Annotated in this window: 26 protein-coding genes; 7 read left to right on the top strand and 19 right to left on the bottom strand. The window is 59.2% G+C overall.

Going from position 1 to position 26469, the window contains the following annotated elements:
* Window positions 1-105: 105 nt before the first annotated feature.
* A complete protein-coding gene (locus tag AC1RL4_RS09905; protein WP_018926447.1) occupies window positions 106-897 on the bottom strand; it encodes a phosphate/phosphite/phosphonate ABC transporter substrate-binding protein in 792 nt (263 codons plus the stop codon).
* Between the two features lie 24 nt (window positions 898-921).
* On the bottom strand, window positions 922-1863 hold the full coding sequence (locus AC1RL4_RS09900; protein ID WP_493119590.1) for a fatty acid desaturase: 942 nt from the start codon (window positions 1861-1863) through the stop codon (window positions 922-924).
* A 340-nt stretch (window positions 1864-2203) separates the two neighbouring features.
* On the opposite strand from AC1RL4_RS09900, the gene AC1RL4_RS09895 reads away from it, so the two are divergent.
* Window positions 2204-2623, top strand: coding sequence for a GNAT family N-acetyltransferase (locus AC1RL4_RS09895; RefSeq protein WP_493119589.1), 420 nt, complete (start codon window positions 2204-2206; stop codon window positions 2621-2623).
* A gap of 19 nt (window positions 2624-2642) precedes the next feature.
* Here AC1RL4_RS09895 and def read toward each other — a convergent pair whose 3' ends face one another.
* From def to AC1RL4_RS09880, 3 genes are all read right to left on the bottom strand, one after another.
* On the bottom strand, window positions 2643-3182 hold the full coding sequence (def, locus tag AC1RL4_RS09890; RefSeq protein ID WP_018926451.1) for a peptide deformylase: 540 nt from the start codon (window positions 3180-3182) through the stop codon (window positions 2643-2645).
* A complete protein-coding gene (locus tag AC1RL4_RS09885; protein ID WP_018926452.1) occupies window positions 3179-4123 on the bottom strand; it encodes a YihY/virulence factor BrkB family protein in 945 nt (314 codons plus the stop codon). The genes def and AC1RL4_RS09885 overlap by 4 nt, the downstream gene beginning before the upstream one ends.
* A 165-nt stretch (window positions 4124-4288) precedes the next feature.
* Window positions 4289-4480 (bottom strand): CsbD family protein, encoded by a 192-nt coding sequence (locus AC1RL4_RS09880; protein ID WP_018926453.1) that lies wholly within the window; start codon window positions 4478-4480, stop codon window positions 4289-4291.
* A gap of 201 nt (window positions 4481-4681) precedes the next feature.
* Between AC1RL4_RS09880 and AC1RL4_RS09875 the strand changes: the two genes are divergently transcribed.
* Complete coding sequence (locus tag AC1RL4_RS09875) at window positions 4682-5059, top strand: hypothetical protein (protein WP_018926454.1); 378 nt, start codon at window positions 4682-4684, stop codon at window positions 5057-5059.
* 217 nt (window positions 5060-5276) lie between these two features.
* Here the strand turns inward: AC1RL4_RS09875 and fadD1 are convergent, their stop codons facing one another.
* Window positions 5277-6977: a long-chain-fatty-acid--CoA ligase FadD1 gene (gene fadD1 / locus AC1RL4_RS09870; RefSeq protein WP_028939404.1), complete on the bottom strand. Its 1701-nt coding sequence runs from the start codon at window positions 6975-6977 to the stop codon at window positions 5277-5279.
* A gap of 377 nt (window positions 6978-7354) precedes the next feature.
* Window positions 7355-9043, bottom strand: coding sequence for a long-chain-fatty-acid--CoA ligase FadD2 (fadD2, locus tag AC1RL4_RS09865; protein ID WP_493119588.1), 1689 nt, complete (start codon window positions 9041-9043; stop codon window positions 7355-7357).
* 233 nt (window positions 9044-9276) lie between these two features.
* On the opposite strand from fadD2, the gene AC1RL4_RS09860 reads away from it, so the two are divergent.
* On the top strand, window positions 9277-10221 hold the full coding sequence (locus AC1RL4_RS09860) for an alpha/beta hydrolase (protein ID WP_019581455.1): 945 nt from the start codon (window positions 9277-9279) through the stop codon (window positions 10219-10221).
* A 44-nt stretch (window positions 10222-10265) separates the two neighbouring features.
* Entirely contained in the window at window positions 10266-10736 is a 471-nt protein-coding gene (locus AC1RL4_RS09855; protein ID WP_019581456.1) for a MaoC family dehydratase, read from the top strand.
* Between the two features lie 192 nt (window positions 10737-10928).
* Here the strand turns inward: AC1RL4_RS09855 and AC1RL4_RS09850 are convergent, their stop codons facing one another.
* The gene (locus AC1RL4_RS09850; protein ID WP_493119586.1) at window positions 10929-11396 is read right to left on the bottom strand and encodes a ferritin-like domain-containing protein; all 468 of its coding nucleotides are present in this window, start codon (window positions 11394-11396) and stop codon (window positions 10929-10931) included.
* 203 nt (window positions 11397-11599) lie between these two features.
* Between AC1RL4_RS09850 and AC1RL4_RS09845 the strand changes: the two genes are divergently transcribed.
* Together AC1RL4_RS09845 and AC1RL4_RS09840 are read left to right on the top strand one after the other, a co-directional pair.
* On the top strand, window positions 11600-11836 hold the full coding sequence (locus AC1RL4_RS09845; RefSeq protein WP_007949456.1) for a DUF3820 family protein: 237 nt from the start codon (window positions 11600-11602) through the stop codon (window positions 11834-11836).
* 24 nt (window positions 11837-11860) lie between these two features.
* The gene (locus AC1RL4_RS09840; protein ID WP_019581458.1) at window positions 11861-13042 is read left to right on the top strand and encodes an aminotransferase class V-fold PLP-dependent enzyme; all 1182 of its coding nucleotides are present in this window, start codon (window positions 11861-11863) and stop codon (window positions 13040-13042) included.
* Window positions 13043-13044: 2 nt separating this feature from the next.
* On the opposite strand, the gene AC1RL4_RS09835 is transcribed toward AC1RL4_RS09840, so the two are convergent.
* From AC1RL4_RS09835 to zwf, 4 genes are all read right to left on the bottom strand, one after another.
* Window positions 13045-13770, bottom strand: a complete 726-nt coding sequence (locus AC1RL4_RS09835; protein WP_019581459.1) for an intradiol ring-cleavage dioxygenase — start codon at window positions 13768-13770, stop codon at window positions 13045-13047.
* Window positions 13771-14121: 351 nt separating this feature from the next.
* Entirely contained in the window at window positions 14122-14787 is a 666-nt protein-coding gene (locus tag AC1RL4_RS09830; protein WP_018926462.1) for a bifunctional 4-hydroxy-2-oxoglutarate aldolase/2-dehydro-3-deoxy-phosphogluconate aldolase, read from the bottom strand.
* Window positions 14788-14804: 17 nt separating this feature from the next.
* The gene (gene pgl / locus AC1RL4_RS09825) at window positions 14805-15518 is read right to left on the bottom strand and encodes a 6-phosphogluconolactonase (RefSeq protein ID WP_018926463.1); all 714 of its coding nucleotides are present in this window, start codon (window positions 15516-15518) and stop codon (window positions 14805-14807) included.
* Window positions 15505-16974: a glucose-6-phosphate dehydrogenase gene (zwf, locus tag AC1RL4_RS09820; protein ID WP_019581460.1), complete on the bottom strand. Its 1470-nt coding sequence runs from the start codon at window positions 16972-16974 to the stop codon at window positions 15505-15507. Before zwf ends, pgl begins: the two co-directional genes overlap by 14 nt.
* Window positions 16975-17201: 227 nt before the next feature.
* On the opposite strand from zwf, the gene AC1RL4_RS09815 reads away from it, so the two are divergent.
* The gene (locus tag AC1RL4_RS09815; protein WP_172901244.1) at window positions 17202-18062 is read left to right on the top strand and encodes a MurR/RpiR family transcriptional regulator; all 861 of its coding nucleotides are present in this window, start codon (window positions 17202-17204) and stop codon (window positions 18060-18062) included.
* A 154-nt stretch (window positions 18063-18216) separates the two neighbouring features.
* Here AC1RL4_RS09815 and AC1RL4_RS09810 read toward each other — a convergent pair whose 3' ends face one another.
* The 7 genes from AC1RL4_RS09810 to AC1RL4_RS09780 all read right to left on the bottom strand — a co-directional run bounded on the left by AC1RL4_RS09810 (window position 18217) and on the right by AC1RL4_RS09780 (window position 26394).
* Window positions 18217-19071, bottom strand: a complete 855-nt coding sequence (locus tag AC1RL4_RS09810; RefSeq protein ID WP_028939405.1) for a D-hexose-6-phosphate mutarotase — start codon at window positions 19069-19071, stop codon at window positions 18217-18219.
* Window positions 19072-19187: 116 nt separating this feature from the next.
* Window positions 19188-20534 carry a carbohydrate porin gene (locus AC1RL4_RS09805; RefSeq protein WP_028939406.1) on the bottom strand — a complete coding sequence of 449 codons (1347 nt, stop codon included), beginning with the start codon at window positions 20532-20534 and terminating at the stop codon, window positions 19188-19190.
* A gap of 129 nt (window positions 20535-20663) precedes the next feature.
* Window positions 20664-21824 carry an ABC transporter ATP-binding protein gene (locus AC1RL4_RS09800; protein ID WP_018926468.1) on the bottom strand — a complete coding sequence of 387 codons (1161 nt, stop codon included), beginning with the start codon at window positions 21822-21824 and terminating at the stop codon, window positions 20664-20666.
* 2 nt (window positions 21825-21826) lie between these two features.
* The gene (locus AC1RL4_RS09795; protein WP_019581464.1) at window positions 21827-22672 is read right to left on the bottom strand and encodes a carbohydrate ABC transporter permease; all 846 of its coding nucleotides are present in this window, start codon (window positions 22670-22672) and stop codon (window positions 21827-21829) included.
* Entirely contained in the window at window positions 22665-23573 is a 909-nt protein-coding gene (locus tag AC1RL4_RS09790) for a carbohydrate ABC transporter permease (protein WP_018926470.1), read from the bottom strand. Before AC1RL4_RS09790 ends, AC1RL4_RS09795 begins: the two co-directional genes overlap by 8 nt.
* A 142-nt stretch (window positions 23574-23715) precedes the next feature.
* Entirely contained in the window at window positions 23716-25017 is a 1302-nt protein-coding gene (locus AC1RL4_RS09785; protein WP_096480959.1) for an ABC transporter substrate-binding protein, read from the bottom strand.
* Between the two features lie 117 nt (window positions 25018-25134).
* Entirely contained in the window at window positions 25135-26394 is a 1260-nt protein-coding gene (locus AC1RL4_RS09780) for a D-mannose isomerase (RefSeq protein WP_493119580.1), read from the bottom strand.
* Between the last annotated feature and the right edge of the window lie 75 nt (window positions 26395-26469).

Here is a 26469-nt window from a genome sequence, read left to right as displayed (position 1 = left end):
GAATGTCCGGTGATCCGGTGGCGCGATCCTAGCAAGGAGCCTTATTCATTAAAAATACTTAAAATGAATTTTTATATTCCATAAATGAATTTACATGAATGAGCCTCATCGCAACCGCCCATACCCCAGCGCTTCGGCGTCCCGCTGATAATCGAGAATAATCTGATAGTCGCTCTCGCTGGCGGGCAACACTTCTTGCAGGCCCAACGTCTCGGCGACCTCGGGCAGTTCCTTCAATGTCTGGTTCATCACCTGTCGAAGCTGTTCAGCCTGCACATCAGTGGTGTCAGCCGCCGCGATGTACGGCAACGTCGGACTGAACGCGGTGCGCGCCAATACTCTCAAGCCAGCGACTTCTGCCTGGGCGTGCTGCGCCAGATAGGTGAAGGTCACGCTGTCGATGGCGGCCAGGTCCGCCAGGTCGTCACGCAGCCAGCGCAGGCTTTCGCGGTGGCTGCCGCTGATGGCGACACGGGCAAAAAACTGCCCGTCGCGGTGCAACGGCGCCAGTCGGTGACGCAACAGGTTCATGCCACTGTTGGAGTCTTCGCCGTTGATCACGCCGCGACTGCCGCGCAAGGCCGACAAGGTTCTTCGAGGATCATCGGCGCGAGTCAGCAACAGGCTGCAATGGTTGCCGCCGCTGCTGTCCGGCAGTTCATAACGAGGACGACCAATGACCCGGACGCGACCGCGCAAGGCTGTCATCAACGGGTAACCACAGGTTTGGGTCAGCAGCAGGTGCGGGGATAGCCAAAGGTCCATCAGCGACAGTTCTTCGGCATCAAGGCGGGTGCTGCCGAGCTGTTCGAGTATCTGCGACAGCCAACGCTCGTTGGCTTGGTGGATCGGCTCGGGAGCGACGTACATCAGTAATTCAGCAAGGTGTTGTGTCATCGAATATTTCTTCACCAGTGAAAATCAATGAAACGGATGCCGCGGACTGTCAATCGCCCTCACCCCGTGCCAACGCACCCACTGGCCATAACCCCGCACCAGAAACCCGCCACTGCGCGCCAGCCATTGATCGCGATGCGCGCGGTACACCCGTGGCAAGTCGTACCAGGGCAACCCCGGCAAGTCATGGTGCACCAGGTGCAGATTGAGATTCAGGAACATCCAGCGCCACGGCCACCCTGCTTCATTGATGACGGTGCGTTGCTCCGGTTGTGTATGCGGACGGTGTTCATAGTAGGAGCGAATCATTGCAATCGACAGCGCCGGCACGCTGATCAGCAACAGGTAATACCAAACCGGCAGCACGCTGTAGCGCGCGATGAACGCCAGCATCAGCAGCGTCAGCGCACCATGGCTCAGCCACATCAACCAGGCTTGGCGCTCACCCGTTTTCAGCCGTTGCAGCTCCTCCCGCACCAGCGCCAGCAAGGCCAGTGGCGCACCGAGGGCCAAGCGCCCCAGCACGGTTTTGTTCAGCCAGTGCAGGCCCTGTTCGAACAGCGAACTGCGCTGCCACTGTTCAGCGCTCAGGTAACGGCTTTCCGGGTCGCTACCTGGGATGGTCAGGTCTTCGTTGCGGTGATGCAGCAAATGGCTGTCGCGGTACAAGGTGTAGGGATACCAGACCGCAAACGGCGCATAACCGAGGACTTTATTCAGCATTGGCCAACGGGTGGGATGACCGTGCAGCAATTCGTGCTGCACCGACAACCACAACACCAGCAGTGGAATCAGCAACAACGTGCTCCACCAGAGCCCCAACCGGGCACTGCCCAGCACAATACTGAACCAGCCGACGTAAACGCCGATCAGCAGCAACCAGGTTGGCCACTCGGTGCGAGCGGTGAAACGTTGGCGCAGGGTTTCGATTTCTTCACGATGGGCAGCGTCAAAGTAATGGGGCATGGCTTTGCTCAGAACGGGAACCAGTCCCCCTCTGTGCAACGGCGCCGGGATTTCTTGCAGATTGTTTGGTTATTTCGATAGACGCAAAAAACAGGAGCCCGAGGACTCGGGCTCCATGGACGCGGGATCAGTGGCCGAACACATTCACCTTCTTGGCTTTCTTGTCCGCGCGTTTTTCAATTGCGGTTTTCGCCGGTTTTTTCTTCGCGGCTTTCTTTGATTCCATACCTTTGGACATGATGCGTACTCCACTAACAGGGGATGTGAGATCAGGTATACACCTATCCCGGCGCGCGTGTTCTTTTATAATCTGTGCCCTGCCCACCGACTGTCCGAGCCCATGCCCAACACCCAGTACACCTTGCTCGACGAGCCATTATGGCCGTTGATGAACAAGTTTTACCGCGCCCACCAATCGTCGATGAAAGCGGTGCGAGACGCTCAATTGTGGGTCGCAAGACGTGAAGAGATCATCGCGGCGCTGTGTTTGCGGCCGGTGGTCGGCGGGCATTGGCTGACCGGGCTGTTTGTCGACCCGAGCTGTCGCGAACAAGGAATCGCCGCGACGTTGATTGCCCACGCCGTCAAGCACCTTGAAGAGCCGGTCTGGCTGTTCTGCCATCCGGATTTGCGTGGCTTTTATGAGCGTCGTGGTTTTACCTTCGACCCGCCCCTGCCCTACGCCCTGGCCGAACGGTTGAGCCGTTATGCGCGCAGCAAACCGATGATTGCCATGGGTTTGCAACCAGGTCCGGCATGAACAGCGATCCTTTAGCGATTCAATCGTCCGCCGCAGGATCAAGGTCCGGGAACATCACTTCGGTAAACCCGAACTTGCTGAAGTCGGTGATGCGCGAGGGGTATAACCGGCCGATCAGGTGATCGCATTCATGCTGCACCACCCGTGCATGAAATCCCGAGGCAATGCGCACGATCGGCTCGCCCTTGGGATCAAAGCCTTCATAGCGAATCTGCTGATAGCGATCCACCGCCCCGCGCAGGCCCGGCACCGACAGGCAGCCTTCGAAACCCTCTTCGAGGGTCGGGCTCAAGGGCGTGATCAGCGGATTGATCAGAATTGTCTGCGGCACCGCTTCGGCGTCCGGATAGCGCTCGCTGTGCTCGAAACCGAAGATCACCAGTTGCAGGTCGACACCGATCTGCGGCGCGGCCAGGCCGACCCCGCCGACGCTTTCCATGGTCTGGAACATGTCATCGATCAGTTGCCACAATTCGGGGCTGTCGAACATTTCCGCCGGCACCGGCGGAGCAATGCGCAGCAGGCGTTCATCGCCCATTTTCAGAATTTCACGGATCATTTTATGACTTCGTCAGTGGTCGGCTGGATTGAGTGATCTCGTCCCAGTCCTGAGACATGCTGTTTGGGTTCTTCGTGCACCTTTTCACCGGGTTTCTTACCTTCGGATGACATGTGCTCGATCACCGCGTTCATTTCCGCACCGAGCAACAGCACCGCGGCGGAAATATAGAAGTACAGCAACAACACGATGATCGCGCCGATACTGCCATACATGGCGTTGTAGTTGGCGAAGGTTTTGACGTACAGACCGAAGCCCAGCGAAGCGACGATCCAGACCACCACGGACAACACCGCACCCGGGGTGATGAAGCGAAACTCTTGTTTGACGTCGGGCATGACGTAGTAAATCAGCGCCACCGCCATCATCAACAGAATCACGATCACCGGCCAGCGCGCGATGGTCCAGACGGTCACGATGAAATCTTCGAGGCCCACTTGCGAAGCGATCCAGGCCATCACCTGCGGCCCGAGCACCATCAGCGCAGCGGCGGCCAGCAGCATGCCGGCAATGCCAATGGTGTAGAAAATCGACAGCGGAAAACGCTTCCACACCGGACGGCCTTCAACCACGTCGTACGCGGCGTTCATCGCACTCATCATCAGCCGTACACCGGCGGACGCGGTCCACAGGGCGATCACAATACCTACCGAGAGCAAACCGCCCTTGGATTGCTGGAGCTGGTCGATCACCGGGTTCACCTGCTCCAGCGCCTGGGGCGGCAGCACCAGTTCCGATTGCAGGCGCAGCCAGGAGAAGAAGTCCGGCAAGTGCAGGAAGCCGATCAGGGCAATCAGGAACAGGATGAAAGGGAACAGCGAGAACAGCATCTGATAGGCGAGCGCCGAGGCATAGGTCGACATCTCGTCGGCGACGAACTCGGTGACCGTGCGCATCATCACGCGATGCAGGGGCAGACCTTTCATGGTCGGGAAAAACATTAGCGTCTCGCCGCAAAAAAGTTGAAGTCATGGCGACTCAGGGGCCGTTTTCTACAACAAAGTAGCCTACTTGGCGACTTTGAAACAATTTCCTTGCTCAAGTTCAAGCTGACACAAAAACGGCCATCCGCGGATGGCCGTTTGTGTTACTCGTCAAAGGCCGGATCACGCCTTGTCGATACCTTTTTTAAGAGCATCCTTGACCTTACCGATGGCTTGCTGGGCTTCGCCTTTCTGTTCCTGCCTGACGCCTTCGGCGCGCATTTTGTCATTACCGGTGGCCTTGCCGACACCTTGCTTGACGTTGCCGACCGCTTCGTTTGCCATGCCTTTAACTTTATCGCCAGTGCTGCTCATGGTATGTCTCCTGAGAACATTTCAACGGGGAAAGTCGTTACATAAGGGTGGACCGAAAGCCTTTGCGCGGAGTTTCATTTATTTCCCAACAGAACATTTCATCGCCCCAGGCAGGTTAGGCTTTATGTTTGCAGGCTTTGCCCCGAGAATGCGCAACGTATTCAGGCCATGGCGCTGAAGATCCAATCCCGTAGGAACGTTATGAAACTCGATAAAAAGCAGGCCATTGCCCGCAGAAACCAGGAACTTGGCGGTGCCGTGCTTGGCGTCAACAACTGCCATTTCACCGAATTGAACCGTAACCGCAACATTTTCTGGTTCGATATTCCGGTCGCGCGCCTGGCCATTGGTCAGTACGAATGGATTCACTTGCTGATGCACACCCCGGACACCGACGAACTGCTGCACCTGAAAGTGCCGACGGTGTTCCTGCGCGAGAAGCTGGAAGGCCTGGTGGTGCGTAACCAAGGCAAACGCAAGGCCGCCCTGAGCCTGGAACTGAGCGCCGACAAGGACTCGTACCTGCAGGACATGCGTCCGGCGGGCACCAACGTCAATTTCGCGCAGTTCCGCCAGTAATCCTCTCAAGCCATCAAAGAGTCCCCTGTGGCGAGGGAGCTTGCTCCCGCTGGGGTGCGTAGCGCCCCTAAATCAGGCACCTCGATTCACCAGATCAGGCCGCTGGCGGCTTTTACGACTGCTGCGCAGTCGAACGGGGGCAAGCCCCCTCGCCACAAAAGCACACTTCATACTGCTTTAAACAAAAAGCCCCGCATCTGCGGGGCTTTTTGTTTGATCAGGCGCTGACTTTCTTCACGCCCAGCTTTTTCAGCTCTTCGTCGCGCAACTCGCGGCGCAGGATCTTGCCGACGTTGGTAGTCGGCAGCGCGTCGCGGAACTCCACGGCTTTGGGCACCTTGTAGCCGGTGACGTTGGCGCGCATGTGCTCCATCACCTGTTCCTTGGTCAGGGTCACGCCCGGTTTGGCAACGATGAAGATCTTGATCGCCTCCCCCGACTTCTCGTCCGGCACGCCGATGGCCGCGCATTGCAGCACGCCCGGCAGGGTCGCCAGCACGTCTTCCAGTTCGTTGGGGTACACGTTGAAACCGGAGACCAGGATCATGTCTTTCTTGCGATCGACAATGCGCATGTAGCCATCGGGCTGAATCAGTGCGATATCACCGGTCTTCAACCAGCCTTCGCTGTCGAGTATTTCATCGGTGGCTTCCTGACGCTGCCAGTAGCCCTTCATGACTTGCGGACCTTTCACACACAGTTCACCGATGCCGCCCAACGGCTGCTCAACGCCGGCATCGTCGATGACTTTGCACCGGGTCGACGGCACCGGAATACCGATGGTGCCGATCTGGATGTTCTGGCTCGGGTTCACCGTGGCCACCGGGCTGGTTTCGGTCATGCCGTAACCTTCGCAGATCGGGCAGCCGGTGACCGCTTTCCAACGTTCAGCCGCGGCCAGTTGCAAGGCCATGCCGCCGGACAAGGTGATTTTCAGGTTCGAGAAATCCAGCTTGCGGAACGCTTCGTTGTTGCACAGAGCAACAAACAGCGTGTTCAAGCCGACGAAACCGCTGAACTTCCACTTCGACAGTTCCTTGACCATCGCCGGCAAGTCGCGCGGGTTGCTGATCAGGATGTTGTGGTTGCCGATCAGCATCATCGCCATGCAATGAAAGGTGAAGGCATAGATGTGGTACAGCGGCAGCGGCGTGATCAGGATCTCGCAACCTTCGTTGAGGTTGGAGCCCATCAGCGCCTTGCACTGCAGCATGTTCGCCACCAGGTTGCGATGGGTCAACATCGCGCCCTTGGCCACGCCGGTGGTGCCGCCGGTGTATTGCAGCACCGCCACGTCGCTGCTGGCCGGGTTGGCTTCAGCCACTGGCTGGCCATGGCCTTTGCTCAACACATCGTTGAATTTGATGGCCTTGGGCAAGTGATACGCCGGGACCATCTTCTTCACGTACTTGATGACGCTGTTGATCAGCAGACGCTTGAGCGGCGGCAGCAGGTCGGCCACTTCAGTGACGATCACGTGCTTGACGCCGGTTTTCGGCACGACGGTCTGTGCCAGATGCGCCATGTTGGCCAGGCAGACCAGGGCTTTGGCACCGGAGTCGTTGAATTGGTGTTCCATTTCCCGCGCGGTGTACAGCGGGTTGGTGTTAACCACGATCAGCCCGGCGCGGATGGCACCGAAGACGGCGACCGGGTACTGCAACACGTTGGGCAATTGCACGGCGATTCGATCGCCCGGCTGCAAATCGGTATGCTGTTGCAGGTAAGCAGCAAAGGCACCGGACAATTCGTACAGCTCACCGTAGGTGATTGTCTTGCCCAGGTTGCTGAATGCCGGTTTGTCAGCGAAGCGTTGGCAGGATTGCTTCAACACTGCCTGAATATTCGGGTACTCGTCTGGATTGATCTCGGCAGCTATTCCAGCTGGGTACTTATCCTTCCAAAAGTCTTCGATCATGGAAGCCCACTCCTCAGCAACGCGAATTCAACACCGCATTTGATGCGATTATTATTGGTGTTTGTCTATTGGTGAATCTGGCTTTACATAGGCCGAGAAGTCACAAAGCGCGCCGAGAGTAGCAGCTTTGCCAAGGGCCGACTAGAGCCTAAATAGGCCTCCACAGTCACTTTGGTGACTCTAGAATGGCAAGCAGTCATATTAGAGCAAAAATCCTATACCTCCCTGAAAGCCGCTGAATTCGCGGCTTCCATCGTCTGAAAAGCATCGCGGGCAAGCCTCACCCCTACTGTCCGCGTCATTCATAAAATGAACGCCACTGAACCTATGGGAACGAGGCTGCCCGCAATCCGCGCAAAGCGCGGGCCATTCAACGATCAAGCGATATCCCGCAACTCCCGCCGCAAAATCTTGCCCACCGGCGTCATCGGCAACGACTCACGCAATACGATGTGTTTGGGTACTTTGTACGCCGTGAAGTTTTCCTTGCAGTAAGCCTTCAGCTCTTCAAGGCTGACCCCCGACTCACGGGCCACCACAAACAATTTCACCGCCTCCCCTGAACGCTCGTCAGGCACGCCGATCACCGCACAGTTGGCGACTTTCGGGTGGGCCATCACCACGTCTTCGATCTCGTTCGGGTACACGTTGAAGCCCGAGACGATGATCATGTCTTTCTTGCGATCGACAATGCGCACGAAACCGTCCGGGTCGATCACCCCGATGTCGCCCGACTTGAACCAGCCGTCGGCATCCAGCACTTCGGCGGTGGCTTCGGGTTTCTGCCAGTAGCCCTTCATGATCTGCGGGCCCTTGATGCACAGTTCGCCGCGCTCGCCCAACGGCTGCTCGACGCCTTCATCGTTGATCACTTTCAGGGTGGTGCCCGGCACCGGCAGGCCGACCGTGCCGATGCGCGATTTGTCGCCGTAAGGGTTGGTGCAGGCCACTGGCGAGGTTTCGGTCAGGCCGTAACCTTCGGTGATCCGGCAACCGGTGAGCTGTTCCCAGCGTTCGGCGGTGGCCTTGACCAGCGCCGTGCCGCCGGAGTTGGTGAGTTTGAGGCTGGAGCAATCCAGGGTCTTGAAGTCGGGATGGTCCATCAGCGCGACAAACAGCGTGTTGAGCCCCAGCAGCGCCGAGAACCGCCAGTTCTTCAGTTCCTTGATGAAGCCCTTGATGTCCCGTGGATTGGTGATCAGCACGTTGTGGTTGCCGGTCACCATCATGCACATGCAGTTCGCCGTGAAGGCATAGATGTGGTACAGCGGCAGCGGCGCGATCATCACTTCCTGGCCTTCGCGCAGCAGCGGCTGACCGTCGGCACCCAGTTGACTGAGGCATGCCCGGGCCTGCTGCATGTTCGCCACCAGGTTGCCGTGGGTCAGCATGGCGCCCTTGGCCAGCCCGGTGGTGCCGCCGGTGTATTGCAACACCGCGATGTCGTCGAGACCGACGTTCAGCGGTTTGATGCCCAGGCCCCGGCCCAGACGTAGCGCGCTCTTGAAGGAGATGGCCTGGGGCAGTGAATAATCCGGGACCATTTTCTTGACCTTGGCGACCACGGTATTGATCAGCCAGCCCTTGGCGGTGGGCATCAGGTCGCCCATCTTCGCTTCGATCAGGTACTGGATGTCAGTGTCGGGCAGCACTTCCTGGACCTTCTGCCCGAACACGTTCAGGTACACCAGCGCCCGGGCACCGGAGTCCTTGAACTGATGACGCATCTCCCGCGCGGTGTACAGCGGGTTGGTGTTGACCACGATCAGCCCGGCACGCAAGGCGCCAAACACGGCAATCGGGTAATGCAGGACGTTGGGCATCTGCACCGCGATGCGATCCCCCGGCACCAGGTCGGTGTGAGCTTGCAGGTAACCGGCGAATGCCGCGCTGTAACGTTCAAGTTCAGCGTAGGTCAGGGTCACCCCCATGTTGCTGAATGCCGGGCGGTCAGCAAATTTCTTGCAGGAACGCTCGAACACCTCGATCACCGACTTATAGGCCCCAAGGTCGATATCCATGGGCACGCCGGCCGGGCGTTTGTCATTCCAGAAATCAGGTTGCATTGTTCTTGTCCTCATTACCTGAATCTATCCAGGGCCGCTTTTTCCATCACTTCTGAAAAGCGGGGCTTCCCGGACACTAGCAGCTATGGTGAATCAGGCAAATATGCGCACAGTCGTCATTGATCCCGTGAATCTTGCTGCCCCGGCGTGGCCTGATCAGACGGCGCGCGCGGGATGCGCTATACAATGCAACGACGCCCATGCCGCATACAGTCCCATGCAAAGGAATCGCCATGATCCACGACACTTTCTGGCTGACCGCGAGCGACCGCAGCCGCCTCTTCGTCAACCAGTGGCTGCCAGCTGCGCCGCTCAAAGCCGTGATCCTGCTGGCCCACGGCATGGCGGAACACAGCGGTCGCTACGCTCGCCTGGCAGAAAAGTTCTGTGAACAGGGCTACGGTGTTTACGCACCGGACCTGCGTGGACATGGCAAAACCGCTGAAAACGGCACGCTGGGCCACTTCGCCGACAGCGATGGCTGGGGCAAAGTGGTCGGTGACCTCGCCAGCCTCAACCAACATATCGGCCAACAGCATCCCGGTACGCCGATCGTGCTGTTGGGCCACAGCATGGGCAGCTACATCGCCCAGGCTTACTTGCTGCACCACAGCGCCAGTCTGCACGGGGCGATTCTCAGCGGTTCGAACTTCCAGCCCGTGGCGCTCTATCGCGTCGCGCGGCAGATTGCTCGCCTCGAACGCCTGCGCCAGGGGCCCAAGGGTCGCAGTGCATTGATCGAATGGCTGTCGTTCGGCTCATTCAACAAGAAGTTCAAGCCAGCGCGTACCTCATTCGACTGGCTGAGCCGCGACCCGGCCGAGGTCGACAAATACGCCAACGACCCGCTCTGCGGCTTTCGCTGCACCAATCAGCTTTGGATCGATTTGCTCGGCGGCTTGCAGCAAATCAGCAAAGCGTCCAATCTCGCCCAGATCGATCCGGGCCTGCCGCTGCTGGTGATTGGCGGCGAATGTGATCCGGTGAGCGAAGGCAAACGTCTGAAAGATCTGGCCCACGCCCTGCGCGACGCTGGCTGCCAGAGCCTGCACTTGAATATTTACCCGCAGGCCCGGCACGAACTGTTCAATGAGAGCAATCGCGATGAAGTGACTGCCGACGTGCTGAACTGGATCGCCCAGGCCTTGAGCAACCGCCGGCCCCCCAGAGCCGAATAGTTTTTTTTGTGGATTCATTTAATTCGTCACAGGAATCGAGACAGATGACCCAGGTTACCAACACCCCTTACGAAGCCCTCGAAATCGGCCAGACCGCCAGCTACAGCAAAACCGTTGAAGAACGCGACATTCAGTTGTTCGCCGCGATGTCCGGCGACCACAACCCGGTGCACCTGGACGCCGAATTCGCCGCTGCCTCCATGTTCAAGGAGCGCATCGCCCACGGCATGTTCAGCGGCGCGTTGATCAGCGCGGCAGTGGCTTGTGAGTTGCCTGGGCCGGGGACTATTTATATCGGTCAGACGATGAGTTTTCAGAAGCCGGTGAAAATTGGTGACACGCTGACTGTGCGCCTGGAAATTCTCGAGAAAATGCCGAAGTTTCGTGTGCGGATCGCCACACGCGTGTTCAACCAGCGTGATGAACTGGTAGTAGATGGCGAGGCGGAGATTCTGGCACCGCGTAAACAGCAGACCGTGACATTGCCGACGTTGCCGGCGATCAGCATCGGCTGATTCATCACTTCCTTGTGATGAGAGGCCTTCCCTGTGGCGAGGGGGCTTGCTGTGGTGAGGGGGCTTGCCCCCGTTCGACTGCGAAGCAGTCGTAAAACCTGCTACCGCGTTTAATCAGGTCAAATGCGGCGCCTGTTTCAGGGGCGCTGCGCCCCCCAACGGGGGCAAGCCCCCTCGCCACAGGTCGAACGCTTACGAGCGTGCGCGAGCCTGGTTACGCAGGGCTTTGACCTGATCGTGGTTGCGTTGCACGCCGTGGTACTGGCGTTCAACGGTGTCACGAATACTCACCAGGTTGTCCTCGTTGATTTTTTCCAGCGCTTGCTTGTAAGCCTTCTTCGCGTGGTCTTCACCACGCTCCGCTTCGTTCAGCACTGCCTCTTCATCCTTGCCAGTGAACATCGACTTCACATCGACCCAACGGCGATGCAGATCACCGCTGACGCTGGTGGAGGTTTCCGGATCGCCGCCCAGGGAACGCACCGTGGCCTGCAGTTCGGCAGCGGCAGTGGCGCAGTCGGCGGAGCGCTGAATGAACAGGTTTTTGAGTTCGGGATTCTTGATGTCTTCAGCGCAAGTCTTGAACCCTTCCTGACCATCTTTACAGGTTTCAATCAGGTCGTTGAGTACAGAGATCGCTTCTTTATTAATGTCGGTCATTTTTCAATTCCTTGCGGTTGATGAAAGATGCAGTAAGTCATTGCACCCCGCATGCCAGCTTCGAATTGATATTTTTCACTTTAATTTCAATACGTTAGATTTATATGCGAAATCTGTATCCGTTTTTTTTGCATGATCTGTCAATTGGCCTGCATGCAGAATGCCTGTATTTTCCAGACTGTTTTGAATCAAGACGACTGATGATGAATCCCGAAAAGCTCGAACTGCTGATTACCCGCGAGATGCCCTTCGGCAAATACAAGGGCCGTATCATCGCCGACCTGCCCGGTCAGTACCTGAACTGGTTCGCTCGCGAAGGTTTCCCTCACGGGGAACTGGGCGGGTTGCTGGCCTTGATGCAGGAAATCGATCACAACGGCCTGTCGGAACTGCTCGAACCGCTGCGCGCCAAGCACGGCAAACCTGCCCCTCGTCACTGACCCGCCCTTCTGACCGAGTAGCCCATGCCCGATAACACCCGCCGTGCCCGTGATGAAGCCTTTTGGCAGACCTTTGCCGACCGCTATGCTGTCGAACCCGGCCCCCTGAACCTGGAGAACGGTTACTTCGGGCGCATGTCACGCACCGTGGTCGAGGAGTATCAACGCAACATCGAGCTCATCAACCGCGGCAACTCGGTGCATGTGCGCCAGCGCTTCGAACAGGGCGAAAGCGTCAAGATCCGCGCGCAGCTGGCCGAGCTGATCGGTGCCCCGGCCGAAGCCGTCGCCTTCACCCGAAACGCCTCGGACGGTTTGCAGTCGCTGATCCGCAACTACAATCGCCTGGAACCGGGCGATCAGGTCCTGCTGTGCGATCTGGAGTACGACACGGTCAAGAGCGCAATGCGTTGGCTGGCCCGCTATCGAGGCGTGGAAGTGATCGAGATCGAGCACCGTCACCCCGCCAGTTTCGACAGCTTGCTGGCCACGTACCGCGAAGCTTTCACACGTTATCCGCGACTGAAGTTGATGGCCCTGACCCACGTCACCCATCGCACCGGTCTGGTAATGCCGGTGCAGGCGATTGCCGCTGCAGCCAGGGAGCATGGCATCGATGTAATCCTCGACGGCGCCCATGCCCTCGGCCAGATCGAGTTCAACCTCGATGAACTGGGCATCGCCTTTGCCGGCTACAACCTGCACAAATGGATCGGTGCGCCATTGACCCTCGGCTTCATTTACATCGCGCCCGAGCGCCTGGTCGACATCGATCCGGACATGGGCGAGATGCATTTCCCGGCCACCGACATTCGCGCCCGCACGCCATACAGCACCCCGAACATCCCGGCCCTGCTGACCCTGCCGCTGGTGTTCGAAGAGCATCAGGCCATGGGCGGTTCTGTCGCCAAGGGCACACGGCTCAATTACCTGCGCAACCGCTGGGTCGATGCCGTTCGGGCGTTACCGGGGATCGAAGTCATGACCCCGGATGACCCGCGCCTGTACTGCGGCATCACCTCGATGCGCTTTACCCGACATGCCGACCAACAAGTGATGGTCGAGCGCCTGCTCAACGACTACAACCTGTTTACCGTGGCGCGCAGCGGCGCGGCGTCTGGCCCGTGCATCCGCATTACGCCGGGGCTCACGACCATGGCTGCGGACATGGATGTACTGGCCCGGGCGTTGAACGAATTGCGCTGACGTCACACGGTGTATTTATCAAAGTCCTCGGGCTTGATTTGCGATGACACCGCAAACGTGTCGACACCGATGGTCATGTGCCCGAAAAAGCCGTCCTCATTCGAGTCTCGACCGATGGTGTGGATGTTCAGGGTCGAGGCCTCGCCGCCCATGCGCTGATGAAACATATCCTGCGCATTGGTCAGCGGTGAGACGGCTCGACCGCTGTACTCACGGGCGTTGAGCACTGACCTTGATGCGACCTCGGGAAAGTAAAGCTGGCCGACCCAGGCGACGTGCCGCTCCTCCAGATAGTTATTACCGGCCGTGATGCGTACCGCGACGTGAATGTGCAAAGCGCGGCCGGCATAGAACCCCGGATAAATCGTGGTAAACCGCACGATGCCCATTTTGTCGGTGAATTGCCCACCACGCAGGTAGGTGTCGTCGTCGGTGCGCGGGATCGACCCGATATCATCCACATCGACTTCCTTGTCCGGGTTGACCTTGCTCCAGCCCGAATACGCCCCGCGCGCATTGCAATGCCAGATATCGACCAATGCCCCGGTAACCGGTTGACCGGTCATGGCATCGATGATCGTGAGCCGCAGCACCAAGGGAATGCCGTCCATGCCTTCGCTGACGTTTCGCCTGATCAGTTTTGGATTTCGAAAATACGGACCGGCGATCTGCTCGGGTGACAGTTGATAAACCGGTAGTGGGGATGCAGCTGAGGTGTTGTCGTCCATGACGTTCTCTCTTCCATAAGATGAACGCAGGTTAACGCTGGACGTGCGGCGAGATGCGGTAACTATGTATCGCGTGATGTCGATCCGTAGCAGCTGCCGAGCCTGCGAGGCTGCGTTCGGCTGCGCAGCAGTCGTAAAACCAGAGATTGCGGTATGTCAGGCAGACCGCGTCAGCCGGATTCACGACTGCTTCGCAGCCGAACGCAGCCTCGCAGGCTCGGCAGCTGCTACAACGAGCGTTTCGACGGCCACAGGAGTTTTCACCAGGCAAAAAAAAACGGTGCACCGACCAAGCGCACCGTAAAGCCGTAGAACACACAACGAAGTGTTTGGTAAATCCGCTAAATCAGATCAGTCCAGCAGCGCCAACGCCTCGGCGGTGCACTCCTGGATGCGGGCCCAGTCGCCGTTCTTGATCCACTCGGGGTCAAGCATCCAGCTACCGCCCACGCACATCACGTTTTTCAACGCCATGTAGCTCTTGATGTTGGCCGGGCTGACGCCGCCGGTCGGGCAGAATTTAACTTCGCCGAACGGGCCGCCCAGGGCTTTGATGGCTGCGACGCCGCCGCTGACTTCCGCCGGGAACAGCTTGAAGCGGCGATAGCCCAGGCAATAGCCTTCCATGATGCCGGAGGCGTTGCTGATGCCCGGCAACAGCGGAATCGGGCTGGCGACACTGGCTTCGAGCAAGTCACGGGTGATGCCCGGCGTCACGATGAATTGCGAACCGGCGGCTTCGGCAGCGGCCAGCATGCTGCGATCAAGCACCGTACCGGCACCGGTCACCAGCTCCGGACGCTTTTCGCGCAGGATCTGGATGGCCTTGAGGCCGAACTGCGAACGCAGGGTCACTTCCAGCGCCGTCAGGCCACCGGCGGCCAGGGCGTCGGCCAACGGCAGCACGTCCTGTTCGCGAGCGATGGTGATCACCGGCAGGATCCGCGCCTTGGCGCAGAGGCTGTCGATCAGGGCAACTTTGTCCGCCATGGAAACGGTCGGGGATGTGTTTGTCATAGCGGCTGATCCTTGGTTCATGGGCACCAGTAAATCTCTAACGTAGGTTGCAGAAACGCCCGAATCGGCATGGCGGCGACATCGTCACCGGCCAGTGCGGCGCTCAGGGTGGTCAACTTGGACTGACCGGAAATCGATAGAACGGTGTGCCTGGCCGAAGCCAGCAGCGCGCGACTCATGGTCAGGCGCTGACGCGGCACGGTCGGCGCCAGCATCGGCCAGCAACGACGAGTGCCGTCGACTTTCAAGGCGTCGGCCAGGTTCGGGCTGTTGGGGAACAGTGATGCGGTGTGACCGTCGTCGCCCATGCCCAGCACCAGCACATCGATCGCCGGCAACTCGGCGAGCAAGCGATCAGCCTGCTCGGCGGCCTGCTCCAGGTTGGCGGTGGCACTGTAGAGGCTCAGGAACTGGGCCTTGGCCGCCGGACCTTGCAACAGGTAACGCTTGAGCAGACCGGCATTACTGTCGGCATGCTCCACCGGCACCCAACGCTCGTCAGCCAGGCTGACCACCACCTTCGACCAGTCCAGCGCCTGCTTGGCCAGGTGCTGGAAAAATGCCACCGGGCTGCGTCCACCGGACACCACCAGCGTCGCGGTGCCTTGTGCGGCAATCGCGTCGCTCAGTTGTTTGGCCACTGCCAATGCCAGGCCTTCGGCCAGCAGCATCGGTTTTTTGAACTCATGGGCGCTGACGCCCTGAGGCAGTTTCAATTCAGATATCGCCATACCACGACCTCCCGTCCCGCGTGATCAGTGCAATGGAGCTCATCGGCCCCCAGGACCCGGCCGCGTACGGCTTGGGCGCATCACCGGACTTTTTCCACCCGGCAATCAACTGGTCACACCACTTCCACGCGGCTTCGATTTCATCTTTACGGACAAACAGGTTCTGATTGCCACGCATCACTTCCAGCAACAACCGCTCGTAGGCATCGGGAATCCGTGCGCTGCGCCAGGTGTCGGAAAAATTCAGCTGCAACGGACCGCTACGCAGCTGCATGCCCTTGTCCAGGCCTTGTTCCTTGGTCATCACGCGCAAGGAAATGCCTTCGTCCGGTTGCAGGCGGATGATCAGTTTGTTGCTGATCTGCAAGCGCTGCTCGGGGGCGAAGATGTAGTGCGACGGTTCCTTGAAGTGGATGACGATCTGCGACAGCTTCTGCGGCATGCGCTTGCCGGTGCGCAGGTAAAACGGCACGCCGGCCCAACGCCAGTTGCGAATGTCGGCACGCAGGGCAACGAAGGTTTCGGTGTCGCTCTGGGTGTTGGAGTTAGGCTCCTCCAGATACCCCGGCACCGACTTGCCTTCGCTGTGACCGGCGATGTACTGGCCGCGCACCACTTGAGTGGTCAGGCCTTCCGGGCTGATCGGCGCCAGCGCCTTGAGCACTTTGACCTTCTCGTCGCGGATGCTGTCGGCGGACAAGTCGGCCGGCGGGTCCATGGCGATCAGGCACAGCAACTGCAACAGGTGATTCTGGATCATGTCCCGCAGCTGGCCGGCCTTGTCGAAGTACCCCCAACGGCCTTCGATCCCGACCTGCTCGGCCACGGTGATTTCCACGTGGGAGATGTAATTCTGGTTCCACTGGGTTTCGAACAGGCTGTTGGCGAAACGCAGCGCAATCAGGTTCTGTACGGTCTCTTTGCCCAGGTAGTGGTCGATACGGTAGGTGCGGTTCTCCGGGAAGAACTGCGCCACGGCGTCGTTGACCTTACGCGAGGATTCCAGGTCCGAACCGATGGGTTTTTCCAGCACCACGCGGGTGTTTTCGGCCAGGCCAACCTTCGACAGGTTCTCGCAAATAGCACCGTAAACCGCCGCCGGCGTGGCGAAGTAGGCAATCACCCGCTGGGCGCTGCCGGCCTGCTCGGCCAGGGCGACGTAATCGTCGGCCTTGAGGAAGTCGACATGCAGGTAACTCAACCGGGCCAGGAAGCGCTCGAGCACGGCTTCATCCAGCTCTTTGGCGCCCACGTAGCGACGCAACTCGGTGGCGATGAACGCCAGATGCTGCTGCTCGCTGCCAGGTTCACGGGCCAGTGCGATAATGCGCGTATCCTCATGAAGCAGGCCGGCACCATCGAGTTGATAAAGGGCAGGGAATAGCTTGCGCAGGGCTAGATCGCCGAGAGCGCCGAACAAGGCAAAGGTGCACGGTTCAACCGTAATCGAAGGCATGATGTTTGTTCTTTTATCAAGTTAAGCTACAAATACCTTTTTTCAAGGCATCACTCAAGGGAAAATGTAGTAATAACCACAACATTTTCGCAAAATATAGATTCCGAGTGGTGGTCGGTCGGAGCCATCAGTAGGATAGGCCACCGTTATGGGCCGTATCAAAGGCCCAATTTGCATAGCCGAGCGCTTGTTTGCGCAGGTGAATTTAGGAACCCCATATGGACCGCGTGCGAAATTTACTGGAACAGATCCAGAGTCGCCTCGAAGACCTGAACAAGGCAGAACGCAAAGTCGCCGAAGTGATCCTGCTCAACCCACAGCAGGCGACCCGGTTCAGCATCGCCGCCCTCGCCCAGGCCGCGTCGGTCAGTGAGCCGACGGTCAACCGTTTCTGCCGCTCATTCGGTGTCAGCGGCTACCCTGAACTGAAACTGCAGCTGGCCCAGAGCCTGGCCAGCGGCGCGGCGTATGTCAGCCGTGCGGTGGAAGCCGACGACAACCCCGAGGCTTACACCCAGAAGATCTTCGGCAGCGCCATCGCGTCCCTGGACAGCGCCTGCCAGGCACTGGACCCGAACCTGATCAGCCGCGCCGTCGACCTGTTGATCCAGGCCCGGCAGATCCACTTCTTCGGCCTCGGCGCCTCGGCCCCGGTGGCACTGGATGCGCAGCACAAGTTCTTCCGCTTCAACCTCGCCGTCACCGCCCATGCCGATGTGCTGATGCAACGCATGATTGCCTCGGTGGCCCACACCGGTGAGTTATTCGTGATCATCTCCTACACCGGCCGTACCCGCGAACTGGTGGAAGTGGCACGCATCGCCCGGGAAAACGGCGCTTCGGTGCTGGGGCTGACGGCCGAGGGTTCGCCGCTGGCCAAGGCCAGTACCTTGAGCCTGAACATTCCGTTGCCGGAAGACACCGACATTTACATGCCGATGACCTCGCGGATCATTCAGCTGACCGTGCTCGATGTGCTCGCCACCGGCATGACCTTGCGCCGAGGCGTGGATTTCCAGCCGCATTTGCGCAAGATCAAGGAAAGCCTCAATGCCAGTCGGTATCCGATTGGGGATGAGTTTAATTAACCCCCTGTGGCGAGGGGGCTTGCCCCCGTTCGGCTGCGCAGCAGTCGTAAACCTGGCAAACGCGGCTTGAGCAGAATGTCGCGCTGGTGATTTTGGGGCCGCTTCGCGGCCCAACGGGGGCAAGCCCCCTCGCCACAAAGGTTGTGCGCATCGGCTATGCCCCAACCCGCGCCTGCAAACTCAGATGCGCCCTCTCCCCCGGCGCCAGGCACAGGCTGTCGGTGCCGCCGCTGGCCGCTTCCACACAGACGAACTCGGAAATCTCATTCCAGCTCACGCCCAGCAATGGCCGCGAGCCGGGATGCCAGACCACCGTGTCTGCATGATCACCGGTGTCGATGCACAGTTCGCGCTGCCAGGCGTGGTCCTTGAGCTGCAATTCGCCGTCATGCTGGAACACCCGCTGACACCCACCGTCGACCCGCAACTCGCCTTCCTGTTGGCAAACCTGGCGGTTCAACTGGTCGTAACCTTGCGCTCCTTCGAGCCCAGACAGCGCTACCTCACCGACGTCACCAATACGCCAATAGGCGTGCAACGCCTGACTCAACTGGCACGGCATGTCGTCCTGATGCTCCGTGCTCAAGTGCAAATCCATGCGTTCGCCCAGGTGCGCGTGCAAGTCCACTTGCCAGTCGCACAGCTGTAACTGCCAGTGCAGGTGCACGCCATCGTCGTCACTGCTGCTGTCGAGTAACTTCCAGTCCAGCAGGCGCGCCCAGCCATGGGACGGCCAGGCGTTTTCGCTTGGGTGGCGGCCATACCACGGCCAACACACCGGCACGCCGCCGCGAATCGCACCCACGTGCGGCCATTTCGCCGCGCACCACAGCCAGGGTTTCTGACCCTTTGGCTGGAAGTGCAGCAACTGCGCGCCCTGACGACTGAACACCGCCTGACACAGCGGATGGTCGATCACCAGCACGTCGCGCATCTGATAGCGCTCCCACGCAAACACCGGACGTTCGCGCAAGGATTTGAAGAAGCGTTGTAGCGGATGCTCAAGCATGTGCCACGGTCCTGAAAATCATCTGTCACCCGAGGGTGCGCCACCCCCAAAAAAAAGCGGACAGCCATGGCCGTCCGCAAATATGCGCACATAGAGAGGAGCTTATCGCAACAGCGTTAGAACACCGACTGAATTTTCAGGCCGGCGACCAGCGCGTTATCAACTTCATCCACACCACCCGGGTGAGTGATGTATTGCAAGTTAGGACGCACCGTCAGCCAGTTGGTAACGTGGAAACCGTAGTTGATCTCGTAGTTGTACTCGGTGCTGCGCAGTGGCGCGAACAGTGGATCGTTGTAGTCGGTGACACCATTGGCGGCGTTGACCAACTCGGAGTTTTTCTTCACGTCATCGTTGACATGGATACGGGAGAAACCGATCCCGACGTCGTCTTTTGGACGCGCATCGAACGGGCCCTTGTAAACAAACATCAGCGACTGGTAGTTGTCGACGAAGTTGGTGTCCTTGTCGTGGAAGGTGGCGTTGGCCGCGATGTTCAGACCGCGCGAAGCATCACCGTTATGGGTGGTCAGTTGTTGCTGCGCCACGAACCAGTAACCGTGCTTGCTGTCATGGCTGCGATAGGCATTGCCGGTGGTCGCTGCATCATTGCCGTTGTCGTCTTTACGGACGTCATCGGCGTCGGCCGTGCTCTTGTAGTAACCGACACGGTATTCGCCCGGCAGGTTGTTGACCTTCGGCGACCAGACCAATTCAACCGGCAAGACGGTACCTTTGGTACCACTGCCGCTGAGCTTGAAGCCGTTACCGTGCTCAAGTTGCGATGGGTTCTGGTTGTACGCGCCGATCTGCGCATAGAACTCAGGCGTGATGTTGTACTTCACGCGAACCGCCGCCTGCATGACCGGCCAGTTGTACCAGATACCGGTCGCCCAGTTACCCGCCTGGGAACCGCAGAATGCCAGGTTCTGGAACTCGCAAGGGAAGGTGTTGAAGTCTTCGCCTTCGCCGAAGTAACCAGCCTTGACGTCCAGTTTCCCGTCGAGGAACTGATGCTTGATCCACAGCTGGGTCAGACGGACCATGTGGCCACGACCGTAGACTTCCTGGGAGGAACTCAAGGTGCCGGCACGCGGGTCGCCGACACGGTCATTGGAGATGTTCTGACCGTTACGGTTGGTGAGCTGGATCTTGGCCTGGGTGTTATCCCAGCCCCACAGTTTTTGCAGGTCCAGCGCCACGCCCAGACCAAACTGGTCGGCGTAACGCGCCGTTTTGTCGTCGTTGTAGCCGCCGTGCAGGTTGGCGCCCACTTCACCGACGTAGTCGGCCTTGATGTCGATACCTTGCTCGATCAGCTTGGTCCGCTCACCACCCCAGTCCCCCGTCATCCACTGGGAATCGGCACTGAACGCGTCAGCCGCGTGTGCGCTACCGGCCAGCATCATCGCCGCAACCGCTGACAATTGGCAGATCAGTTGAGCGTTGTTCTTCTTCTTCATCCCTACATCCTCGTTTTATTGTTATTAACTGTTTTTATCTAACGCGGTTTACATCGATTGCGACGGATGTCTCCATCCGCCACTAATCCCCCCTGTGAGAGCGGGCTTGCTCGCTCCCACATTTGATCTTCAGCGGCCTTTGAACTGGGCCACGTTGGCGCTGTGAGCTTCGGTTTTTGGCAGGCCGGCAACGCCCAGACGCTCACCGGTCTTGGCATCGAACAGCAGCACTTTCGATGGATCGAATTGCAGCGTCAGGGTCTCGCCCGGGGCCGGTGCGACGTCCGGTGCCAGACGGCAGCAGACCTTGGTGTCGTTGAGATTGACGAATACCAGGGTGTCGGGACCGGTCGGTTCGGTGACCTGCACTTCGGCGCGGATGGTCGGCAGGCCGTTGGCTTCGCCGTTCGCCAGCACGATTTGCTCCGGGCGCATGCCGAGGATCACTTCGCGGTCTTCGAGCCCGGCGTCCTGCATGCCCAGCGGCAATTCGCAGCGCGCCTGACCACTGTCGAGCAACGCCAACAGACGGCCGTCCTTGCGCTGCAAACGCAGGGGAATGAAGTTCATCGGCGGCGAACCGATGAAGCTCGCCACGAACAGGTTGGCCGGGTTGTTGTAGATGTCTTTCGGCGTACCGAACTGCTGGATGATCCCGTCCTTCATCACCGCCACTTTGTCGCCCAGGGTCATCGCTTCAATCTGGTCGTGGGTCACGTAGACCGTGGTGGTTTTCAGGCGCTGGTGCATCAGTTTCATTTCGGTGCGCATCTCGACCCGCAGCTTGGCGTCGAGGTTGGACAGCGGTTCGTCGAACAGGTAGATCTTCGGCCGACGCGCCAACGCCCGGCCCATGGCCACGCGCTGTTGCTGACCACCGGAGAGTTGACCCGGCTTGCGGTTGAGCAGGTGTTCGATTTGCAGCAACTTGGCCACGCGAGCGACTTCCGCGTCGATGTCGGCGGCAGGCATCTTGCGGATCTTCAAACCGAAGGCGATGTTTTCGCGCACGCTCATGGTCGGGTACAGCGCGTAGGACTGGAACACCATGGCGATGTCGCGGTCTTTGGGGCTCATGCCGCTGACGTCCTGGTCACCGATCATGATCGCGCCGCCGGTGATGGTCTCAAGGCCGGCGATGCAATTCATCAGGGTCGATTTACCGCAACCCGAAGGGCCCACAAGAATCAGGAATTCACCGTCCTTGATCGACAGCTCAATGTTCTTGAGGGTGTCCGGCAGGCCGGGGCCATAGGTTTTGTTTACATTGCGAAGTTCGAGCGTAGCCATGATTACCCCTTGACTGCGCCGGCCGTCAGCCCGCGCACGAAATACTTACCTGCGACCACATAGACCAGCAGGGTTGGCAACCCGGCGATCATTGCCGCCGCCATATCAACGTTGTATTCCTTGGCCCCGGTACTGGTGTTGACCAAGTTGTTCAACGCCACCGTAATGGGTTGCGAGTCACCGCTTGAGAACACCACGCCGAACAGGAAGTCGTTCCAGATCTGAGTGAACTGCCAGATCAGGCAGACCATGATGATCGGGGTGGACATCGGCAGGATGATCAAGCGGAAGATGGTGAAGAACCCCGCGCCATCGAGCCGCGCCGCTTTCACCAGTGCATCGGGAACGCTGACGTAGTAGTTACGGAAAAACAGCGTGGTGAACGCCAGGCCGTAGACCACGTGCACGAACACCAGGCCTGTCGTTGTGCTGGCCAGGCCCATCTTGCCGAGGGTGAACGAGGCCGGCAGCAGGACCGTCTGGAATGGCAGGAAGCAACCGAACAGCAGCAGGCCGAAGAACAACTGCGACCCGCGAAAGCGCCACATCGACAGCACATAGCCGTTCAACGCACCGATGGCCGTGGAGATCATTACCGCCGGAACGGTGATCTTGATCGAGTTCCAGAAGTACCCGTCAACCGTGCCCCAGGCCTTGATCCAGCCAATACCGCTGACCACGGTCGGCCAGCTCAGCAGGTTGCCGGAGTTGATATCTTCCGGCGTCTTGAAACTGGTCAACAGCATGACCACCAGCGGTATCAGGTACAGCAATACCGCAAGGAGCAGCACGCCATAGATCGCGATGCGACTCAGGCTGATGGCAGGTTTGGCAGCGAAACTAGTCATGACGTTTGGCCCTCAGCTCGGAGTACAGGTAAGGCACGATGATCGCGAGAATCGCACCGAGCATCAGAATCGCACTGGCCGAGCCCATGCCCATCTGGCCGCGACTGAAGGTGAAGGAATACATGAACATCGCAGGCAGATCGGAGGAATAACCCGGGCCACCGGCGGTCATTGCCGCCACCAGGTCGAAACTCTTGATAGCGATGTGGGCCAGGATCATCACTGCGCTGAAGAACACCGGGCGCAGGCTCGGCAACACCACCTTCAGGTAAATGCGCGGCATGCTCGCGCCATCGATCTGGGCGGCACGGATGATCGATTGATCAACGCCACGCAGACCGGCGAGGAACATCGCCATGATGAAGCCCGAGGCTTGCCATACCGCCGCGATCACCAGGCAATACACAACGCGATCCGGATCGATCAGCCAGTCCAGGCGAAAGCCTTCCCAGCCCCAGTCACGCAGCAATTTGTCCAGGCCCATGCCCGGGTTGAGCAGCCACTTCCAGGCGGTACCGGTGACGATCATCGAAAGCGCCATCGGGTACAGGTAAATGGTGCGAATGAAACCTTCGCGACGAATGCGCTGATCAAGAAACACCGCCAGCAACACACCGATCACCAGGGTGATGCCGATGAACATGCCGCCGAAAAGCGCCAGGTTCTTGCTCGCTACCCACCAGCGATCGTTGTCGAACAGCCGCTGGTACTGCGCCAGACCTGCCCATTTGTAAGTCGGCAGGAAAGTCGAAGTGGTGAACGACAGGACGAAGGTCCACAGGATATAGCCATAGAACCCCACCAGAACAATGAACATGCTCGGCGCCAGCACCAGCTTGGGGAGCCAGCGCTGCAGCGCATCGAACGGCGAGGCCTTGCTGAACACAGCAACAGAACTCATGGGAAGATCCAGTACGAGAGAGAGAGAATTCGGGCAGGTCCCCTGTAGGAGCCGGCTTGCTGGCGAAGGCGGTGTGTCAGTCGACATCTGCGTTGAATGACACATCGCTATCGCCAGCAAGCCGGCTCCTACAGGCCAAGCATTACTTGGCCGCTTTAATGGCAGTGCCGAGTTGCTTGGCGGCAGTGGCAGGATCGGCTTTCGGATCGTTGATGAAGTTGGTCACGACATCAAAGAAAGCACCCTGTACCGCCAGCGTGGTCGCCATGTTGTGCGCCATGCTCGGCTGCAAGCCACCGGACTTGGCGTCCGCCAGGAAGTCTTTGGCAGCCGTCTGGGCGCACGAGTCAAAACCGTACTTGCCCATGTCGCTCAGCATGTCGTTTCGAACCGGGATCGAGCCCTTGTTGATGCTGAAGACTTTCTGGAAGTTCTCACCCAGCACGACCTTGGCAATGTCCTGCTGAGCTGCAGCAGTGCCCTTGTCTTTCTGCTTGAACACGGCCAGCGAGTCGATGTTGTAGGTGAAGGCCTTGTCGGTGCCCGGGAAGGCTACGCACTCGTAATCCTTGCCGGCGACTTTCTTGGCCGCTGTCCACTCGCTCTTGGCCCAGTCACCCATGATCTGCATGCCGGCCTTGCCGTTGATGACCTTGGCTGCCTCCAGGTTCCAGTCCTGGCCTTTGCCGTCGGCGTCCATGTAGGTCGCGACTTTCTTCAGCTCGGTCAGCGCCTTGACCATGTCAGGACCGGTCAGCGCCGCGTTATCCAGGTCGACCAGGGCTTTCTTGTAGCCATCGACGCCCATGACCGACAGGACCACCGCTTCGAACACGGTGCTGTCTTGCCAAGGCTGGCCACCGTGGGCAAGCGCGATGAAGCCCGCAGCCTTGAGCTTGTCACCGGCCGCGTAGAATTCCTGAAGGGTGGTTGGCGCTTTTTCGATGCCGGCTTTCTTGAAGACTTCCGGATTGATCCACAACCAGTTGACGCGGTGAATGTTCACCGGCACGGCCACATAGTTACCGTCGTACTTCACGGTATCGGAGACTTTCTTGTCGAGCAGGCTGTCCCACTTCTCAGCTTTGGCAGCGTCTTTCAAGACGTCGGTATCGAGCAGACCGGTAGACGCCCATTCCTGAATGTCCGGACCTTTGATCTGCGCTACGCCCGGCGGGTTACCGGCCACGGCGCGGCTTTTGAGTACGGTCATAGCTGTGGCACCGCCACCGCCGGCGACTGCGCCGTCTTTCCAGGTGAAACCGTCTTTTTCGACTTGAGCCTTGAGCACATCGACAGCCGCTTTTTCACCACCAGACGTCCACCAGTGAACGACTTCCACCGAACCTTTGGAATCGGCGGCAAGGGCACTGATCGGGAATGCAGCAACGGGAAGCAGTGAAGCGAGAGAAATGACAGTAGCGAGGCGAGAAATCGCATTCATCTAGTAGTACCTTTCTTGTTGTTATGCATGCAAGTCTGGTGCTTGCGCTGCATAGGATTTTAAACAGGGGATAGCCCTTCGCAGGTAACGAAGGGACGCGCGAATGTCACCACATGGTTACACAGGAATGCTCTGGGACAACTGCCCCAGCGCACTGGCCATGCTCGGCGCCAATGGCAGGCGCGGGATCAATACGGCTTGCCAGGCGTGATACAGGTCAGGTTTACCGGCCCAGATATCGGCGCTCGGGCGGTTCAGCGGATCGAGCTCGTGATGCCAGCTGCCATCGCAGCGGTCGATGAAATGACTGTCACAGAATTCCCAGAACAGTCGGTACCAACGCTCGTATTGCTCATCACCGGTGCGTTTTAGCAGCGCACTGGCGGCGGCGCTGGCTTCGCAATGAGTCCAGTGCAAACGATGACGAACCACCGCGCGATTGTCCCAGTCGAGGGTGTAGACGATGCCCGGCGCACCGTCGACGTCCCAGCCGTGACGGCAATTGTGTTCGAAGAGTTTTTGCGCATCGGTGGCCAGCCAGCCCGGCGTGAGCATCCCGGCCTGTACCCGCGCCGCTTCAAGGTGCAGTAACAACCGCGCCCATTCGAAACCATGACCCGGCGTGGTGCCGTAAGGGCGGAAACCGTCGGCTGGGTTGTCGTGGTTGTAGTCGCGCAGCGGCTGCCAGTCGCGGTCGAAATGCTCGACCACCAGGTAATCGTTGGCGGCGGCGTGTTCGTGAATGACACGCTCGACGATGCGCTGCGCGCGAATCAGCCAGCGGTGGTCCTCGGTGACATCGGCCAGGGCGAGGAAGGCTTCGGTGGCGTGCATGTTGCTGTTGGCGCCGCGATAGGCCTCCTCGCAACTGAAGTCGCGGTTGAAGGACTCGCGCATGGCGCCCTCCTCCTCGCTCCAGAAATGGCTGTCGATGATGTGGATCGCATCATCGAGCAAGGCTTGCGCACCGGGACGCTGGGCAACCACCGCAGAACTCGCGGCCAACGCCACGAAGGCATGCAGGTAAGCGGCTTTGCCGGTATTGCCGTCGCGGTGTTCGGGCGTGGCGAACCAGCCACCGTGTTCGGCGTCACGCAGCGGCCCGCTGAGGGCTTTGATGCCGTGATCCACCAGCTCGGCGAACCCCGGCAAACCCTGGATGTGGGCCATGGCGAAGCTGTGGGTCATGCGCGCGGTGTTCATGGTTTCGGCTTGCGCGTTGGCCGCCAGGCGCCCCTTTTCATCAAGGTTGCCGAAACCTTCGGGGAGTTTTGAAGCCTTGGCAAACGCCAACAGGCGCAGGCCTTCGGCGCCGAGCCATTGCTGATGGGCAGGCGCGTTCAGCCAACTGCTGAAGGCGGGTTGGAAGGTGTCCATGCGGTACCTTTTTTTGTTGTTATGACTGGGACCAGTCTAAACAACGGTCGGTGGCGGGCAGGTAACGAAGGGGGC

This window comes from Pseudomonas sp. GW822-FHT07A10 (assembly GCF_058798795.1).
Note: the sequence above shows the minus strand (reverse complement) of the source record. Positions and strands in the feature narration are given on the sequence as shown.

What these genes read in the sequence shown, in the direction of transcription:
- AC1RL4_RS09905 (WP_018926447.1), bottom strand. Translation starts at nt 897, where the DNA reads ATGACACAACACCTTGCTGAATTACTGATGTACGTCGCTCCCGAGCCG.
- AC1RL4_RS09900 (WP_493119590.1), bottom strand. Translation starts at nt 1,863, where the DNA reads ATGCCCCATTACTTTGACGCTGCCCATCGTGAAGAAATCGAAACCCTG.
- AC1RL4_RS09895 (WP_493119589.1), top strand. Translation starts at nt 2,204, where the DNA reads ATGCCCAACACCCAGTACACCTTGCTCGACGAGCCATTATGGCCGTTG.
- def (WP_018926451.1), bottom strand. Translation starts at nt 3,182, where the DNA reads ATGATCCGTGAAATTCTGAAAATGGGCGATGAACGCCTGCTGCGCATT.
- AC1RL4_RS09885 (WP_018926452.1), bottom strand. Translation starts at nt 4,123, where the DNA reads ATGTTTTTCCCGACCATGAAAGGTCTGCCCCTGCATCGCGTGATGATG.
- AC1RL4_RS09880 (WP_018926453.1), bottom strand. Translation starts at nt 4,480, where the DNA reads ATGAGCAGCACTGGCGATAAAGTTAAAGGCATGGCAAACGAAGCGGTC.
- AC1RL4_RS09875 (WP_018926454.1), top strand. Translation starts at nt 4,682, where the DNA reads ATGAAACTCGATAAAAAGCAGGCCATTGCCCGCAGAAACCAGGAACTT.
- fadD1 (WP_028939404.1), bottom strand. Translation starts at nt 6,977, where the DNA reads ATGATCGAAGACTTTTGGAAGGATAAGTACCCAGCTGGAATAGCTGCC.
- fadD2 (WP_493119588.1), bottom strand. Translation starts at nt 9,043, where the DNA reads ATGCAACCTGATTTCTGGAATGACAAACGCCCGGCCGGCGTGCCCATG.
- AC1RL4_RS09860 (WP_019581455.1), top strand. Translation starts at nt 9,277, where the DNA reads ATGATCCACGACACTTTCTGGCTGACCGCGAGCGACCGCAGCCGCCTC.
- AC1RL4_RS09855 (WP_019581456.1), top strand. Translation starts at nt 10,266, where the DNA reads ATGACCCAGGTTACCAACACCCCTTACGAAGCCCTCGAAATCGGCCAG.
- AC1RL4_RS09850 (WP_493119586.1), bottom strand. Translation starts at nt 11,396, where the DNA reads ATGACCGACATTAATAAAGAAGCGATCTCTGTACTCAACGACCTGATT.
- AC1RL4_RS09845 (WP_007949456.1), top strand. Translation starts at nt 11,600, where the DNA reads ATGAATCCCGAAAAGCTCGAACTGCTGATTACCCGCGAGATGCCCTTC.
- AC1RL4_RS09840 (WP_019581458.1), top strand. Translation starts at nt 11,861, where the DNA reads ATGCCCGATAACACCCGCCGTGCCCGTGATGAAGCCTTTTGGCAGACC.
- AC1RL4_RS09835 (WP_019581459.1), bottom strand. Translation starts at nt 13,770, where the DNA reads ATGGACGACAACACCTCAGCTGCATCCCCACTACCGGTTTATCAACTG.
- AC1RL4_RS09830 (WP_018926462.1), bottom strand. Translation starts at nt 14,787, where the DNA reads ATGACAAACACATCCCCGACCGTTTCCATGGCGGACAAAGTTGCCCTG.
- pgl (WP_018926463.1), bottom strand. Translation starts at nt 15,518, where the DNA reads ATGGCGATATCTGAATTGAAACTGCCTCAGGGCGTCAGCGCCCATGAG.
- zwf (WP_019581460.1), bottom strand. Translation starts at nt 16,974, where the DNA reads ATGCCTTCGATTACGGTTGAACCGTGCACCTTTGCCTTGTTCGGCGCT.
- AC1RL4_RS09810 (WP_028939405.1), bottom strand. Translation starts at nt 19,071, where the DNA reads ATGCTTGAGCATCCGCTACAACGCTTCTTCAAATCCTTGCGCGAACGT.
- AC1RL4_RS09805 (WP_028939406.1), bottom strand. Translation starts at nt 20,534, where the DNA reads ATGAAGAAGAAGAACAACGCTCAACTGATCTGCCAATTGTCAGCGGTT.
- AC1RL4_RS09800 (WP_018926468.1), bottom strand. Translation starts at nt 21,824, where the DNA reads ATGGCTACGCTCGAACTTCGCAATGTAAACAAAACCTATGGCCCCGGC.
- AC1RL4_RS09795 (WP_019581464.1), bottom strand. Translation starts at nt 22,672, where the DNA reads ATGACTAGTTTCGCTGCCAAACCTGCCATCAGCCTGAGTCGCATCGCG.
- AC1RL4_RS09790 (WP_018926470.1), bottom strand. Translation starts at nt 23,573, where the DNA reads ATGAGTTCTGTTGCTGTGTTCAGCAAGGCCTCGCCGTTCGATGCGCTG.
- AC1RL4_RS09785 (WP_096480959.1), bottom strand. Translation starts at nt 25,017, where the DNA reads ATGAATGCGATTTCTCGCCTCGCTACTGTCATTTCTCTCGCTTCACTG.
- AC1RL4_RS09780 (WP_493119580.1), bottom strand. Translation starts at nt 26,394, where the DNA reads ATGGACACCTTCCAACCCGCCTTCAGCAGTTGGCTGAACGCGCCTGCC.